The following is a 14838-nucleotide window of genomic DNA, read 5'->3' on the forward strand; positions in this document are numbered from 1 at the left end:
TAAAATTATTCCACATTACTCGGAATCAAGCAATTTTGCCATATAATATTCATTAATAAATTCTCCACTAATTCGCATGGAATCTTTTTTTATACCTTCGATTTCAAAACCAGCTTTTCGATACAGCGCTACACCAGCTTCATTAGGCACAGCTGTAGTCAGCTCTAAGCGGTGTATGGAATTGCGTCTTGCCCATTTTTCCATTTCGCTGAATAATGCTGACCCAATGCCTTTTCCCTGATAGGAAGAAACAATTCCGATCACTATATAAGCACTATGCTCAAGTCTCCTTGCCTCTCCACCATTCACTATTAAATATCCTACTAACCTATTGTCTCTTTCAGCGACAAAAATTGTTGCATTCTTTTTCTCTGCGAAAGTTTCAAGCATTTTTTTCATACTTTCCAAGCTGCTATTTCGTTCACCTGCTCCATACAGCATAAAAGAACTTTCTTCCTCAACTCTTCTGGTTAACGCAAGGATTTCTTCTGCATCAGAAACCACTGCTTCTCTTATCATTGTCTCACCTCTTTTGTGTTAAAATAATCATAATTCACTTAATAGGAGATGACAATGATGAAACAGGATTTAATTAATCGCCTTACTACATACGCAAAGATAGATACACAATCTAATGAAAAAAGCGCGAATACTCCTTCAACACCAGGACAATTGGTTTTAGCAAACCTTTTAGTAGACGAATTAAAACAAATTGGCATGAGTGACGTCACAATCGATGAAAACGGCTATGTAATGGCTACTTTGCCTGCCAACACCGATAAGGATATCCCGACAATTGGCTTTCTGGCCCACGTCGACACGGCTACAGATTTCACAGGAAAAAACGTGAACCCACAGCTTGTAGAAAACTATGACGGAAACGACCTGGTTCTAAATAAGGAATTAAAAGTTGTGTTATCCAGCAAGGAATTTCCTGAGCTTCCAGATTACAAAGGACACACATTGATCACCACGGACGGCACGACGCTGCTCGGTGCAGATAATAAAGCAGGCATTGCAGAGATAATGACCGCGATGGCATATTTGATTAACCACCCAGAGGTCAAACATGGTAAAATACGTGTCGCTTTTACTCCTGATGAAGAAATTGGACTTGGGCCACACAAATTCAATGTTGATGAATTTAATGCCAAGTTTGCTTATACCATGGATGGCGGACCGCTTGGCGAGCTGCAATTTGAAAGCTTCAATGCGGCTGCTGCAGAAATTACATTTATTGGAAATAGCGTCCATCCCGGAACCGCTAAAAATAAAATGGTGAACGCTGCCACGATGGCAGCAGCGTTTATCGGGAAATTTCCAAAACAGGAAACTCCGGAGCACACGGAAAAATATGAAGGATTTTATCACTTGAGTTCACTAAATGGCGACGTTGAAAGTACAGTTATTTCATACATTATCAGGGATTTTGACAGGGACGGTTTTGAATCGCGTAAAGCCTTTATGGAAAAGGCAGTTGCTGAGGTAAAAGAGGAATTCGGCGAACAACGCGTTCAACTTAAGATGGAAGATCAATATTATAATATGGGTGAAAAAATTGAACCTGTTAAGGAAATTGTGGACATCGCTCAGAAGGCAATGGAAAATCTGGACATAAAGCCTTTAATTAAACCTGTCCGTGGTGGAACGGATGGATCACAGCTCTCCTATATGGGTCTCCCAACACCAAATATTTTCACAGGCGGCGAAAACTACCACGGTAAATTTGAATACATCTCCGTTAATAACATGGAAAAAGCCACAAACGTTATTATAGAGATTAGCAGATTGTTTGAAGAAACGAATTAACTGCCAAAAAGGGTGCTGCCGTTATGAACGGTAGCACCCTTTTTTGCGCATCAACATGGAGAAATCGAGCAGGTGGTTGTTGGTATCGCGCAGCCTCGCGAGTAATTCGCGCGACCCTCTGTAAATATCGTGCAATGACTGGATGGTGCGCTATATTCAGCTGATGGCGTTCGTTTTTCTATTGACTATGCGCGACTTACAGGTATCCATGCGCGATTCTCAGACTTCTCCGCGCGATTACTCACCGGCAACGCGCGATTCGCGGCTCTTAGTACGCTATTCCAACCCGACTTTTCAAGAAATCTTCACTATTAATAAGAGAATAAGTAAAATTTGCCGTATCTCCGACTGTGATTCGATTTCCACCTTCGGGAAGCGCATTTTTCTCTACACGATAATTTCCTTCTGCTTCTCCTTCGGGCAAATACGTTGGACAAACTACCGTCCAATCCAAATCAGTCTTCTCAAGATAATGAAAGGCAGTCAGGTGATCCTCTGCTGCTGTGGTTTTTCTTCGCTTCGATTCATTCGACTGAAAACGGTATAAATCTGGCTCTGTTCGGCTGTTTAGTATACCTGCTGTGCCAATTGTAATTATCCGAGAAATATTATTTTGCTTCATTGCGTCAACTATTCCCGGCATGCTTCGCTGTAATGTATTATTTTTATCTGTATTTAACGCGCTTATAACAAGATCCATCTCTTTCATCGCTCTGTTTAAATCGTTGTTATTGAGGACATCGCCTTTAAAAATGGTTAAGGAATCATCTGGCATATTAAGCTTTTCCGGTGTTCGAACGAACGCGGTCACATCATGCTGATCAGCTAATGCTTGCTCAGCAATTTTTTGACCGACTCTGCCTGAAGCACCTAATACTAAAATTTTCATACGAGTACTCCTCCCCTATCCAAAATACGTCTGGAACCACTCGGAAGCTTTCTCAACCTCTGCCCGTGACAACTGATGACCATTCATTTCCCAATGAAGGTCTACTTTAGCATTCGCTTCTTCCAAAAGTTTCTTTAATTCCTGTGATTCTTCCGGCTTACAAAGTGGATCATTTTTCCCTGCAGCAATTAGTACTGGGTTATTTGTTAAATCAGGAATTTTCACGCCTCTTCTTGGCACCATTGGATGATGCAGTACTGCACCTTTTAGTGAGTTTTCAATATGAAACAGCATACTCGCAGCGATATTCGCTCCATTTGAATAACCAATCGCAACCACATTATCCCGATCGAAATCATGATCCTTAGCTGCCTGGTCAACAAAATCATTTAATTCATTTGTTCGAAAGAGGAGATCTTCTTCATCAAAAACGCCTTCTTCTAATCGGCGGAAGAATCGAGGCATCCCATTTTCACTGACGTTTCCTTGCACACTTAGAACGGATGCAGTTGGATCCACCATCTCTGCCAGTGGTAACAAATCCTGCTCGGTTCCTCCCGTTCCGTGCAGAAGCAGGAGGGTTGGTTTATTTTTATCTGAACCTTCGTTATATACGTACTTCATCTAATCATCCTTTCATTAAATATCTTTCATTCACTGTATTAAATAACCCCGTATCTAGCAATCAATTACACTTGGAAATTTTTCACCAAAAAATCACGTGAAGTCATAGTCGCAGTCGTGATATACTAATAAATACGGTTACTAATTCAAGGGGAGCGTTACAACAGATGGATAATAAGCGAATACCGATTACGTTACTAATCTCGGTAACTGTATTACTTTCAGCATGTACAGAATCAATTGTTACTGACCACTCAAATACAAAGGAAACTACAGTTGAACCAAAACAACATACATTGGAGAAAGACCAATCTTTACCCGAGTCCCCGTTACAGACTGACGATCAGGGAGAAGCTGTAAAAGAACTTCAAACAGCATTGAATAAAATTGGATATAAGCTATCTGTATCTGGAACATATGATGCAGAAACGTCAAAAGCAATTAAAGATTTTCAGTCACAGCAAGCAAAGCTTCCCATATCAGGTATCTATAATCAGGCGACTAAAAATTGGCTAAATAAAGCTATAAATGGAGAGTTCACGGTTAATCCCGGGAAAGGAAGTGTACCTATTTCTAATCCAAACGAAACAGTTATTGTTACTAATCCAACTGATAGACTAGTTCTGGTAAACAAGAATCATTCCTTACCATCAGACTATATTCCAGAGGATTTGATTGCACCAAACGTGCCTTTCCCATTCACACAGGATTTGCCCAAACGGTATATGCGCAAGGAAGCTGCACATGCGCTCGAGGATTTAGTCAAAGCTTCCGAAAAAGCAGGGGTAGAGTTATACGCTCAATCCGGTTTCCGTTCCTATGACAGGCAGGAATCCATCTTCGCTTCTAATGCGGCAAGAGACGGTGAAGAGGCTGCCAATAAATATAGCGCAAGACCTGGGGAAAGTGAACATCAGACAGGTTTAACAATGGATGTCACAAGTCCAGCTATTAATTTTAACTTAAATACGAACTTTGGTGATACAGAAGAAGGTAAATGGGTAAAAGCACATGCCCATGAGTATGGTTTTATCATTCGGTATCCGAAAGGTAAAGAAGATATCACGAAGTATCAGTTTGAACCTTGGCATCTACGTTACGTTGGAAAAGAAGCCGCGACAGTTATTCATGAAAAAGGAATTACATTAGAAGAATATCTTGGCGTTGCATAAGAGAGGAGATCCGGTATAACCGGGTCTTTTTTTTTACATAAAAATAATCTTCATTTATTTATTAAATGAGCTTACTCCTTTCATATAATAGAATACTGTTTAAACGACTACACGATATTATAATGGTTCTTTTTTGACACTGCATCAATCTTTCGGTCCAGAACACGAATGCGTTCCATCGCTTCATCATCGCTAATTGTCCGATAATGATGCTTACCATCAGATTCCTCATCAGCTTCATCCGCAAGCGAAACTACATATTGAAGTGGCTTCAGGTTCAGATGACCTTCAGGTAAATACGAATCTGTGTGCAACAATATTGCCACAGCAATCTCTTTCGCTGCATGGCGGTCCTCACCAATTCGAATTAACAGCTTATGCGCACGGCTGGCTCCTTTTATCGCATGAATATCGTTCTCGCGATACAATTCGTAATCCCATTCACCATCCCGGTACCATGTGTAATGTCCGACATCATGAAGTAACGCTGCCTTCGTCACCAAATCCGGATCCACATTGTGCTCCTTTGCAAACTGTAACGCATACTCTGCTACTCTGATTGCATGCGCCATACCAGAACGCTTTAGATATTTTTGTGTGATTGGATGTGTAACTATCTCCTCAAGTGTTACGTTTCTCATCTTTACCTCCTCCTTCCATGATTCTCCTTCTAACTCTGCATTCTATGTTAATAAAAATATATTGTTAAATACAATAGCACTGTGCTAGCGGTTTTGCAATATATATTTGCCACAAACAACCTCTTTCAAACATTTACCAAAGTTATTGATTGTTTTTGATTGATTATGATTATATTTGATTGATTTATGCAACCGCTTCCTTTATACTAGGTTTAATCAGATAGTAAGGATGATGTAAATGCTAACAAATGAACGATACGATATCATATTGCATGTTTTAAATGACAAACAAACGATTACAATACAAGACATAATCGAAGCAACTTCCGCTTCGGAATCCACTATTCGCCGTGACCTTACGGAATTGGAAAATGCAAATAAGCTAAAGCGTATTCACGGTGGCGCAACGCTGACTGAAAAAAAACTTCAGGAATACAGTATCGCTGAGAAATCAACCAGAAACCTTCACGATAAGCAATCGATTGCCAAACTGGCAGCGAGTTTTATCCAGAATGAGGATTGCATCTTTCTAGACGCTGGTACTACGACACTTCAGCTGATACCCCATTTGAAGAATAAACAGGTTGTGGTTGTCACAAATGGACTAACACATGTCGACCTATTGAATGAACATAACATTAAAACCTATCTGACCGGCGGATTTTTGAAACAAAAAACGAGTGCACTTGTGGGACAGCAAGCAGTACAGTCTTTACAGAATTATCGCTTTGATAAATGTTTTCTTGGAGTTAATGGATTCCACCATGATCTCGGATATACAACTCCAGACCCAGAGGAGGCAAGCGTTAAACAAACGGCCCACTCGCTCGCCAGAGAAACATACGTGCTGGCAGATTCGACAAAACTTAACAAAGTGAGTTTTGCCAGAATATGCGACATTGCAGAAGCATCGTTGATTACCAACCCTTTACCGGAAAAAGATTCCGGCATCTTATCAAAACAAACAACGATTGAGGTGGTTTAACCATGATTTACACCTGTACGATTACTCCATCGATAGATTATACGGTTTATTTACCTGAATTTAATCAGGGAAAGTTAAACCGTTCGAATGAAGTTTATTATTTTCCGGGTGGAAAGGGAATAAATGTTTCCCGTGTATTGAACCGACTGCAAGTAAAGAGTATCGCACTTGGCTTCGCGGGAGGTTTTACAGGTGAATACATCCGCAATTTTTTACAGAATGAAGGAATTGAAACGAAATTCATTGAAACTGCAGATCCGACGCGTATCAATGTAAAAATAAAGGCGGCAGAAGAATCCGAATTGAACGGCCCTGGTCCAGATACGACGCATGAACAGCGCAAACAGCTTCTAGCCTATTTAGAAGACTTGGAAGCTGATGACTGGTTTGTGTTAGCTGGAAGCCTGCCGGATTCGTTTCCGGACTCCTTTTATCAGGCAATAGCTACAAGGTGTCACAAGAATGGAATCCACTTTGTACTGGATACATCAGGCAGTGCTTTAAAAGAATTGATTAATTCGCAGCCATTCCTGATTAAACCCAATCAGCACGAACTCGGTGACTTATTTGAAACAACCATTCAGACGAAAAGCGAAGCGATTTTTTATGCCAGAAAGCTTGTGGAAAGCGGAATTACATGCGTGATTGTATCTATGGGTGGACACGGAGCTATTTTAGTAACAAAGGATCAATCCCTTATTGCAGAAGCTCCACCCGGGCAGGTAGTCAATACAGTTGGCGCCGGTGATTCCCTAGTCTCCGGATTTCTTGCATCCTACGTTCAGCATAACGATGTTAAAGAAGCGTTTCGTTATGGAGTGGCCAGTGGGAGCGCCTCAGCTTTTCGTACCGATCTATGTGAGAAGACAGATGTTGACGTTTTGGTCCCAAAGGTTAAAATTCATCATTACAAGGAAGAGGATGTGAGCTAAGTGAAGATTACTGAACTATTAAGTCAGGATACGATAATTCTCGATTTACAGGCACAATCAAAGAACGATGCGTTAAACGAACTGGCTAACCAGCTTGATCATGCCGGAAAGTTGAACGATAAGCAATCTTTCATCAAAGATATTTTCACTCGTGAGGAACAAAGTACAACAGGAATTGGCGAAAGCATTGCGATTCCGCATGCGAAATCTGCCGCTGTTAAGAATCCGGCAATTGCATTTGGTCGCTCCAAACCAGGAATTGATTTTGATTCATTGGATGGTCAGCCAGCACATTTATTTTTTATGATTGCTGCCAGTGATGGCGCAAATAATGATCACTTGGAAGCCTTATCCCGACTTTCCACATTTTTAATGGATGAAGCGTTTCGAGCAAAAATATCGCAAGCTGCAACCAAGGAAGAAGTATTAGACGCAGTAAATGCAAAAGAATTGGAAGTTGACGAACCCGAAGAAACAACAAGTAAGGGAAATAAAATTCTTGCAGTCACTGCTTGTCCAACCGGAATCGCCCACACCTACATGGCTGCTGAAAAACTGAATGAAACAGCAAAAGAAATGGGTATTGCCATTAAAGTGGAAACAAACGGGTCAAGTGGTGTAAAAAATCGGTTAACGGATGCTGAAATTGCTGATGCCGACACGATTATTGTAGCTGCTGATACAAAGGTTGAAATGGCTCGATTTGCTGGTAAACACGTGATTGAAACGGGTGTTGGAAAAGCTATCCACGAAACAAAAGATTTATTAACTAAAGCAGTGAATCAGGATGCAGCCATTTATCATCCGGACAAATCAGAAACGTCCACCGGTGAAAATGAATCGAGAAGCGGGTTTTATAAACACTTAATGAATGGTGTTTCTAACATGCTTCCATTCGTAGTTGGTGGCGGTATACTGATTGCAATATCATTCTTCTGGGGCATTGAATCAGATAATGAATTCGCTGCTATGCTTAGTACCATAGGTGGCGATAAAGCGTTATATCTAATGGTTCCCGTTCTAGCTGGGTTTATTGCTTCAAGTATTGCTGATCGACCGGGCTTTGCACCAGGTATGGTCGGAGGATTTATTGCCATTACTGTTACAGAAGCTGAAGGTGCTGCCATGGGTTCCGGATTTCTCGGAGGCTTAATTGCCGGTTTTCTTGCTGGTTATGTAACATTACTGATCAAAAAAACACTTTCTGGACTGCCAGATGCATTAGAAGGATTAAAACCTGTACTATTTTATCCAGTATTCAGTATCGCAATTACCGGCATTATTATGATGCTAATTAACCCACCATTAACGATGATTTATACAGGTCTTACCTCATTTTTGGAAGGAATGGGTGGAACAAATCAAATCTTACTTGGACTGATATTAGGTGCGATGATGGCTTTTGACATGGGGGGCCCTGTTAATAAAGCTGCCTATACATTTGGACTTGCAACGCTCGCTACTGGTAACTATACAATTATTGCTACAGTAATGGCGGCTGGTATGGTTCCACCGCTTGGAATGGCATTGGCTACCACATTATTTAAAAATCGCTTTACAAAAACGGAGCGCGAAGCTGGAAAAACAGCGTACGCTCTGGGAGCATGCTTTATCACAGAAGGGGTTATTCCTCTTGCAGCTGCCGATCCTGCACGGGTTATCCCGTCTGTAATGACTGGTGCAGCAGTCACTGGAGCACTTACCATGGCCTTCGAAATTGTATTGAAGGCACCTCATGGCGGGGTATTTGTTATCGGCCTTGTAGATGGCGGTATTATAAAAATACTATTGTACATCCTCGCAATTATAGCTGGAATGATCGTCACAGCCGTAATGGCGGGATTATTGAAGAAGAACCTGACAAATCAAACGGTATAATAAAAAAGGGCTTTCCTTTGCTGGAAAGCTCTTTTTTTGCACAAAAAATTTAGAGCAAATGACGGTATATAATTTAAACTTCAGCAATCTATTATTGTAGTTAACGACGCAAAATCTCTATACTGCGAATTAACTTTCGGATTACTTCTATAGCTGTACAGAATCATTCCGAAGGAAATTGAAAAAGTTACATGAAGTACAAATTAAGAGAATCTGCGATCGCATCATCGAATTCACTTCGCTTTCCGTGGGCACGGCTTCAGCTTCCTTGCCCCGGCAAGGGGTATGCAAACGTTGTCCGCAAAGGACGGTTTTAGTTTGCCCTCCTCTTTAAACCGCTTTCCTGCTTAGATCTTCAGCTCGCGCTGTTCCCACAGGAGTCTCGTGAATTCGATGATGCTGGATTGATGTGCGAAAGTGAAATCTTAATATCTATCCCTTTTTCAGTTGCTAGTGCATCGGCGTTTTTTCTTCACTGCTGTTGTATACACTATAACAAGGACTGAACTAAGAGTTGCCATCAAATCCATTTATTAAGGGATTTTTCGCTGCTACCAGTCGACTTCTGAGGTAGGACGAGCATAGGTAAGACCTGGATCGCGCTAGTATGTCACTGAAAAAGCGGTAGGTTCTAAAAAATATTATTTCCACTTCAACCTAGCATCTTCGAATATACGAAGACTCCTGTGGGAAGTAAGAGATCGGTGAGACCCCGAAGGACGCCAGTCCAAGGAGGCTCACCACTCGCCCACGGAAAGCGAAGTATATTCGAAGATGCGATCGCAGATCCACTAAGTCAATATTTCGTGTAACTTTTTCAGTACACTGCCAACAACGGAAATTTCCTTCCTGTTACATCGAAATTTTCACAAGATGAAAATTGTATGTTACTTCACAGTTTTCTTCAAATAAGACATAGTAACTAGTGCGAAGGTTGAGTTATGCTATTAAAACGGTTTTAAAATCATTAGCGCAATCACAATTAAAAAGATAACATTTTCCAACCGCTCAAAGAAAAATAACTTCCTCGATACACTATAATACATCTCAGGAATCTCTTCTTCTGGATGATTTTCCAATAAATCTTTAACTGGCTTTGAACTCGGTGACAGGATTAATGGACCTAAACCAAGCGCAGTTAAAAATAGTAGCAAGCTCATAAGATACCACCCAGCCTGAAATAACACCGGATTTAACGTTCCCATGAGTAACCCCGTAATCAGCAATAGAGATCCTCCGATCATGACAAACAGATGAAGAAGATTACGTATGGAATATGCATGACGTAATTCCGTCATATTCCGTGCATTTTTCAGTATATAAATCATGACAAATCCTGGTCCCATGCCTAAAATCGCAGCGAATATATGAATGAATACTAAAAATGAATACAATGACATGGGATAACCCTCCGTATAACAAAATAACGTACTCCCATCATACACTATTTGGAAAATACTAGTCATCTGCCGTTCACCCGTTTTAGAAAAAATGCGATCCGTTAACGAATTTTGGCAAGCTTCCTTTTTATTTCACGGATTTCTTCAATTAATTTCCTTTGACCTTCTTCGCTCTCTACTTCCTCTGTAACCATTAATTGCGTAAGGCGCATCTCTAATTCCTGAATAGATGTTTTGTTAGGGGAATTATCGTTCGCAAGGCTATCCATGAATTGTTTATAGCTACCATGGTAGTCCATCCACTGATAATCACCTAGCTGAATAATTCGATTAGCAACTTTTTGCACAAAAAACCTGTCGTGTGATACTACAATTACAGCACCTGGGTACCCTTGTAAAACTTCTTCTATAATTTCTTTCGTCGCTACATCCAGAAAATTGGTAGGTTCATCAAGTATGAGTAAATTAGCATTACTATAATATAAATTCAGGAATGCCACACGACACTTCTCGCCCATGCTTAAATTACCAATTTTTTTGAATACATCCTCACGCGAGAATAGAAAGCAGCCTAAAATGGTTCTTGCTTCTGTTTGGGTCATATCCGGCAGTTCTAACATGCTATCCAGCAACGTTTTATTCTCATCCAAGTTATCAAGCTCCTGTGCAAAGTAACCCGTTCTGGTTTGCGGATTCAGCCTGATTTCCCCCTCATTCGGTGCGAGATTTCCCGTAATCAGTTTTAACAGCGTTGATTTTCCGGTTCCGTTTGAACCAATAACTGCAAGCTTGTCTTCGCGATAAATTGATGCTGTCTGGTTAATAAATAATGGTGTTTCGTTTGGATAACCAAACGTGACCTTCTCCAGATGAACCAATCGCTTTGCAGAAAAATTACCACCCTCAAGCTTTATGCTTAACTTCTTATCCTCGCGCGGCTTACCTGTCTGCTGATATTCCAGACGCTCCAATTCCTTTTCCTTCGCTTTAAAGCGCGACACATTTTTCTTTGCTTTTGATCGCGCAAAATCATCTTGTCCAGCAGCCTGATGCGCTTGTTGAAACCATTGCTGGTAATTACGGATTGTTTGCTCTAGTGCAGCTTGTTTTTGTTTCTGCTTTTTATACAGTGCTTCCTGCGTTATACGTTCCAATTCCTTTTGTTTGCGATATGCACTATACCCTCCTGCATAGCGTTCTGAGGAATGCGGGGTGAGTTCGTACATGGCATGAGCAGTTTTATCCAGGAAATACCTGTCATGAGATACATATAAAATAGCACCCTGATACGTTTGCACCCAGGATTCAAGCCACTCAATAGTCTTCTGATCCAGATGATTAGTCGGCTCATCCATTATGATGCACGCTGGCTTTTGCATGAGAATTTTAGCTAACTGTGCCCGCGTTTTTTCTCCCCCACTTAATAGACTAAAGCTCGTTTGCCATGTTCGTTCAAGGAGATCCACTTCCTGCAGACAATTCTCTGCATCTGTCTCCAGGTTATATCCATCCACTTCCAGAAATTTTTCATACACCGTATTGTAACGTTCAAGCAGTTCCGCATTCTTTTCATTCACGTTTTCCTGCAGAGCATCCAATTCCGCTTTTAACTGAACCCGTTCCTTCGCTCCAGATTGAACAAATTCAAATGTTGTTATATCGGAAATTTCCGGGTCCTGATCCAGTGTTCCCCAATTCTCAAGTCCAACAAACCGCTGCACAGAACCTGCTTCAAACGAAACCCTTCCAAGTAAACCATTTAATAATGTTGTTTTACCAATCCCATTTCGTCCAAATAACGCTAAATGCTCTCCTTTTTTCAACTCAATATCTATATCTTCGAACAGGGTTTCCCCGTTCCAGTCTTTGCGTAATCCTTTCGCTTTAAAAATAAACATATACATACCACCTTTAATAAAAAAATCCATTAAAAAATCACAGACAGCTGTCTGTGAACGGGTAATGGTGCGTATGGATAGACACATTTTCAGAAAATAGTTACTGAACGTTAAAAAGGGACTATCCTATAGAAGTACACACGTATCCCATTCGTTTCATACAGACAGAAACGCTGTTTGATTTTATTCAAACATAACTGGATAAACGTGTTTTTACTTCATTGGCGGATAGGCCCTCCTCTCTTAAGTTGTTACTATCATATGCAATTTCATTAAACTTGTCAAATTATTGTGAAAGAAACTGTCCTGCGAGACAATCGCTTATTCGTAGTTAATCTTCATATCACCAGGCTTAATCCAGCCTTTTTTACGGAAATACGCTGCAACGAGCAAACTGATCACGGCTGGTGCAACAATATGAAGGATTAACACGGCCCAAAACACATCAAGCGTAAAGCCCATTGTTTCAAACGTCATAATTTGTCCGACCAACCCACTCGTTCCCATTCCAGCACCAAGCGGATTGTTTTCCATTTCAAGCCAAACTGTTGCAAATGGTGCCAAAATAATTCCGGCGACTGTTGGCGGAATGATAATAATTGGTTTTCGTAAGATATTCGCAACCTGAAGCATGGACGTTCCAATGCCCTGGGCAAAGAAACCTCCCAGCCCGTTATCCCGATAACTTATTGTTGCAAAACCAATCATTTGTGCAGCACAACCGATTGTTGCAGCACCAGCGGCTAGACCGTCCAGGGACAGCATCATGGCAATGGCAAGACTGGATATTGGGGCAGTTAATGCCCAGCCCATCAACACAGCTACAAGAATCCCCATAATGAACGGCTGCTGAGCAGTTGACCAATTGATCACTTCCCCGAACCAAAGCATAAATTTATTGATTGGGGGCCCAATAAATGTACCTGTTAAGAACCCGGCTAATATCGTAGCAAATGGTGTCACAATAATATCAACACGAGTCTCTTTATATACCAGTTTACCAAATTCTGTTGCAAATAATGCAGCAACATAGCTTCCTACCGGACCACCAAGCTCGGCTCCAAACGCTCCAGCAAATAGGGCAGACAGTAAAACCAATGGTGGCGCCTTTAGTCCATAAGCTATGGCAACCCCGATCGCCCCACCCATGATTTTGGTTTCCATTGCGTAGTCACCCATGCTGATGAGTCCTGTTTCAATGTTTTGTGGTAGCCAGGGAGCTAATTGCTGTCCCGTCGTTTTTATAATTAAGCCAATAATTAATGATGAAAAAAGTCCTAAAGCCATATAACTTAATGCAGTGATTACATACTCTTTCCAAGATAGCGAAATACCCTTACGCTGTAAAAACGCTTTCATTTTATCCCTCCTGGTTTGTGAAATATTTCACAAGGATGTCCTTTATATACTAATTTATTTAACCTCTTCTATTATTGCGTGATTATTTTCACATGGCAAGTGTTTTTTTCAAATAAATTTCCCATTGATTATTAGTTCATAATCCGATACAATTTAATTGATAATAATTATCAATTAACTGGCATATATTTACTTTCCAATAGATTCTTAGGAGGAGATTTTAGTGGAACAAACGAAACAACTAACTTCCGTTGCCGAACTTATTCGCGCACGCCGATCCGTTAAAAAAGGATATAATAATAAAAAAGTAGAAAAAGAGACAATTAAAGAGTTACTGGAAAGTGCTGTCTGGGCACCTACCCACGGCATGCGGGAACCATGGCGCTTTATATTTGTAGGAGCAGACCAAAAAGAGTCCTTTGCAAAAAAAGTGGCTGCCACCTATCCGGAGGAAAAGCAGGAAAACCGTGAAGCATACCTTAATGAACCCAGCTCACTACTTATTGTAGTGATGAATGTACCGGACAATGAAAAACAGTACGATGAAAACTTTGGCGCGACAGCATCAATGATCCACAACTTCCAATTACTTGCTTGGGAACAGAAGCTTGGGGTGGTATGGAAAACGAATCCGCATATTTACGATCCAGCAGTTAAAACTATTTTGGACGTTCAGGAAGACGAGAAAATTGTTGGCTTTATTCATATGGGGTATTTTGACGAAGCACCACTTCCAAAACCGCGTAAAGCAGTGGATGAAAAATTCACATCGTTTAACGGGTAAGCAATATAATAACAGCAAAGCTGACTTTGGGTTTTCGTCCAAAGTCAGCTTTTTTTGTTTAAATTAATTCACGTTATCGATTGCGAGATTTGAAGTATCGGTCTTGGAATTTTTATTATCGATCGCGAGATTAAATTTATCAATCTTGAAAAAATTATCACTCCCGAACACCAAAAGAGACACCAGTCCAACGACTCGTGTCTCAGCTTATCAATTTTTAATACTTATCTTTTCACCTTAACTTAACATCTCGAACATACAGAGACTCCAATGGAAAGGAGCAACTGAAAAAGTGGTAGATTCTAGAAATTTAATTCTCTACCTTTACTTAGCATCTTCGAATATACGTAGACTACTCGAAAAAGAAAAGCACTTTTTCTTCGTGCGATGTCTTTTCAGGGAAGCCTTCCTTATCCTGCGGGAACAGCGCGAGCTGAAGATCCCGCAGAGTGATTTTCTCGAGGAAG

At 40.7% G+C, this 14838-nt stretch carries 13 protein-coding genes; 6 read left to right on the forward strand and 7 right to left on the reverse strand.

What is annotated here, in order from left to right; all coding sequences use genetic code 11:
• Positions 1 to 15: 15 nt before the first annotated feature.
• Positions 16 to 519, reverse strand: a complete 504-nt coding sequence (locus VBD025_RS02145) for a GNAT family N-acetyltransferase (RefSeq protein WP_430788857.1) — start codon at positions 517 to 519, stop codon at positions 16 to 18.
• A 57-nt stretch (positions 520 to 576) separates the two neighbouring features.
• On the opposite strand from VBD025_RS02145, the gene pepT reads away from it, so the two are divergent.
• Positions 577 to 1809: a peptidase T gene (gene pepT / locus VBD025_RS02150; protein WP_430791230.1), complete on the forward strand. Its 1233-nt coding sequence runs from the start codon at positions 577 to 579 to the stop codon at positions 1807 to 1809.
• Between the two features lie 268 nt (positions 1810 to 2077).
• Here the strand turns inward: pepT and VBD025_RS02155 are convergent, their stop codons facing one another.
• Both VBD025_RS02155 and VBD025_RS02160 read right to left on the reverse strand, forming a co-directional pair.
• Positions 2078 to 2698 carry an NAD(P)-dependent oxidoreductase gene (locus tag VBD025_RS02155; RefSeq protein WP_430788859.1) on the reverse strand — a complete coding sequence of 207 codons (621 nt, stop codon included), beginning with the start codon at positions 2696 to 2698 and terminating at the stop codon, positions 2078 to 2080.
• Positions 2699 to 2713: 15 nt separating this feature from the next.
• Positions 2714 to 3322 carry an alpha/beta hydrolase gene (locus tag VBD025_RS02160; protein WP_430788861.1) on the reverse strand — a complete coding sequence of 203 codons (609 nt, stop codon included), beginning with the start codon at positions 3320 to 3322 and terminating at the stop codon, positions 2714 to 2716.
• A gap of 167 nt (positions 3323 to 3489) precedes the next feature.
• On the opposite strand from VBD025_RS02160, the gene VBD025_RS02165 reads away from it, so the two are divergent.
• Complete coding sequence (locus VBD025_RS02165; RefSeq protein WP_430788863.1) at positions 3490 to 4494, forward strand: D-alanyl-D-alanine carboxypeptidase family protein; 1005 nt, start codon at positions 3490 to 3492, stop codon at positions 4492 to 4494.
• A gap of 107 nt (positions 4495 to 4601) precedes the next feature.
• Here VBD025_RS02165 and VBD025_RS02170 read toward each other — a convergent pair whose 3' ends face one another.
• Positions 4602 to 5135, reverse strand: a complete 534-nt coding sequence (locus VBD025_RS02170) for an HD domain-containing protein (RefSeq protein WP_430788865.1) — start codon at positions 5133 to 5135, stop codon at positions 4602 to 4604.
• A 238-nt stretch (positions 5136 to 5373) separates the two neighbouring features.
• Between VBD025_RS02170 and VBD025_RS02175 the strand changes: the two genes are divergently transcribed.
• From VBD025_RS02175 to VBD025_RS02185, 3 genes are read left to right on the forward strand one after another with little or no spacing between them, the layout of a single operon-like run.
• Positions 5374 to 6120, forward strand: coding sequence for a DeoR/GlpR family DNA-binding transcription regulator (locus tag VBD025_RS02175; protein ID WP_430788867.1), 747 nt, complete (start codon positions 5374 to 5376; stop codon positions 6118 to 6120).
• A 2-nt stretch (positions 6121 to 6122) separates the two neighbouring features.
• A complete protein-coding gene (pfkB, locus tag VBD025_RS02180) occupies positions 6123 to 7052 on the forward strand; it encodes a 1-phosphofructokinase (RefSeq protein ID WP_430788869.1) in 930 nt (309 codons plus the stop codon).
• Positions 7053 to 8930, forward strand: coding sequence for a PTS fructose transporter subunit IIABC (locus tag VBD025_RS02185; protein WP_430788871.1), 1878 nt, complete (start codon positions 7053 to 7055; stop codon positions 8928 to 8930).
• Between the two features lie 947 nt (positions 8931 to 9877).
• Here the strand turns inward: VBD025_RS02185 and VBD025_RS02190 are convergent.
• The 3 genes from VBD025_RS02190 to VBD025_RS02200 form a co-directional block, all read right to left on the reverse strand.
• On the reverse strand, positions 9878 to 10330 hold the full coding sequence (locus tag VBD025_RS02190; RefSeq protein WP_430788873.1) for a DUF2269 family protein: 453 nt from the start codon (positions 10328 to 10330) through the stop codon (positions 9878 to 9880).
• A gap of 101 nt (positions 10331 to 10431) precedes the next feature.
• Positions 10432 to 12228 (reverse strand): ribosomal protection-like ABC-F family protein, encoded by a 1797-nt coding sequence (gene abc-f / locus VBD025_RS02195; protein WP_430788875.1) that lies wholly within the window; start codon positions 12226 to 12228, stop codon positions 10432 to 10434.
• A gap of 321 nt (positions 12229 to 12549) precedes the next feature.
• Positions 12550 to 13587, reverse strand: coding sequence for a PTS transporter subunit IIC (locus tag VBD025_RS02200; RefSeq protein WP_430788877.1), 1038 nt, complete (start codon positions 13585 to 13587; stop codon positions 12550 to 12552).
• A gap of 223 nt (positions 13588 to 13810) precedes the next feature.
• Between VBD025_RS02200 and VBD025_RS02205 the strand changes: the two genes are divergently transcribed.
• On the forward strand, positions 13811 to 14371 hold the full coding sequence (locus tag VBD025_RS02205) for a nitroreductase family protein (protein ID WP_430788879.1): 561 nt from the start codon (positions 13811 to 13813) through the stop codon (positions 14369 to 14371).
• Positions 14372 to 14838 lie beyond the last annotated feature (467 nt).

The organism is Virgibacillus flavescens (assembly GCF_050574275.1).
Classification (GTDB): domain Bacteria; phylum Bacillota; class Bacilli; order Bacillales; family Amphibacillaceae; genus Virgibacillus_F; species Virgibacillus_F flavescens.

Coding starts and splice junctions, on each gene's coding strand:
- VBD025_RS02190 (WP_430788873.1), bottom strand. CDS start 10,330: ATGTCATTGTATTCATTTTTAGTATTCATTCATATATTCGCTGCGATT.
- pepT (WP_430791230.1), top strand. CDS start 577: ATGAAACAGGATTTAATTAATCGCCTTACTACATACGCAAAGATAGAT.
- VBD025_RS02165 (WP_430788863.1), top strand. CDS start 3,490: ATGGATAATAAGCGAATACCGATTACGTTACTAATCTCGGTAACTGTA.
- VBD025_RS02155 (WP_430788859.1), bottom strand. CDS start 2,698: ATGAAAATTTTAGTATTAGGTGCTTCAGGCAGAGTCGGTCAAAAAATT.
- VBD025_RS02200 (WP_430788877.1), bottom strand. CDS start 13,587: ATGAAAGCGTTTTTACAGCGTAAGGGTATTTCGCTATCTTGGAAAGAG.
- VBD025_RS02175 (WP_430788867.1), top strand. CDS start 5,374: ATGCTAACAAATGAACGATACGATATCATATTGCATGTTTTAAATGAC.
- VBD025_RS02170 (WP_430788865.1), bottom strand. CDS start 5,135: ATGAGAAACGTAACACTTGAGGAGATAGTTACACATCCAATCACACAA.
- VBD025_RS02145 (WP_430788857.1), bottom strand. CDS start 519: ATGATAAGAGAAGCAGTGGTTTCTGATGCAGAAGAAATCCTTGCGTTA.
- pfkB (WP_430788869.1), top strand. CDS start 6,123: ATGATTTACACCTGTACGATTACTCCATCGATAGATTATACGGTTTAT.
- VBD025_RS02160 (WP_430788861.1), bottom strand. CDS start 3,322: ATGAAGTACGTATATAACGAAGGTTCAGATAAAAATAAACCAACCCTC.
- abc-f (WP_430788875.1), bottom strand. CDS start 12,228: ATGTTTATTTTTAAAGCGAAAGGATTACGCAAAGACTGGAACGGGGAA.